The sequence below is a fragment of the Oleiphilus sp. HI0066 genome, from assembly GCF_001635725.1.
This window is the reverse complement of record NZ_LWFH01001186.1, coordinates 1-806: the sequence shown is the minus strand read 5'-3', so window position 1 is coordinate 806 and position 806 is coordinate 1. Positions and strand designations below refer to the sequence as shown.

1 protein-coding gene is annotated in these 806 nt (G+C 40.6%); it reads left to right on the top strand.

The genetic code is table 11. The annotated features are described in order from the left end of the window. Positions 1–98 precede the first annotated feature (98 nt). Complete coding sequence (locus tag A3738_RS15965) at positions 99–686, top strand: YqiA/YcfP family alpha/beta fold hydrolase (protein ID WP_068475320.1); 588 nt, start codon at positions 99–101, stop codon at positions 684–686. Positions 687–806: the final 120 nt, after the last annotated feature.

Here is an 806-nt window from a genome sequence, read left to right as displayed (position 1 = left end):
TCCAGGGTATCGTTGGCTGACTTTACATTCTGATGGTTCCTTCGAAACGGAAGTGAAGCGAGCAAATGAGTTTGAGTTTGAGCTAGATCTTCAAAGTAATGGCTACTAAGCGACTTTTATATCTTCACGGTTTTAATAGCTCCCCTGCTTCTGAAAAAGCGAATCAAACCTGTAGTTATTTTGCTGAGAACGATCTTTTCCGAATCGACATTCCTGCTCTTCCTGCTGAACCGTCCAAAGCAATCGACTTGCTAGAGAATAAGCTCCAAGTTGCCGAGTATTCTGGTTTGATTGGTAGCAGTTTGGGAGGGTTTTATAGTCTTTATCTTCATGTTAACTATGCATTGCCGGCTGTTTTGATCAATCCAGCGGTGCGGCCGTATGAGTTGTTGTCGGATTACATTGGCATAAATAAAAATATGTATACCGGCGTGGAGTATGAAGTAAAGTCTGAGCATATGGAGCAATTACTTGCTTTAGATGTTGATCGGACGTCTTTAAAATTGTCGCAGTTATTTCTCTTAACAGAGAGCGAAGACGAAACACTCAATTATCAAGAAGCCGCGCTTAAATTGCTTGGTGCTAAAATGTATTTAAGTCGTGGTGGTGATCATTCTTATACATCATTCACAAAACACTTACCCACCATAGAACATTTCTTCAACAGAATTTCTTCTAAAAGCTAGTTTTTCTAGCTTTTGTTTCGGTAAAATGCGGCCCAATACTAATAAGCTTGTGGAGCTGTTAAGTGGGTAATAAAACATCCTTGTACCAAGCGCACCTTGATTCAGGCGCAAAGATCGTCG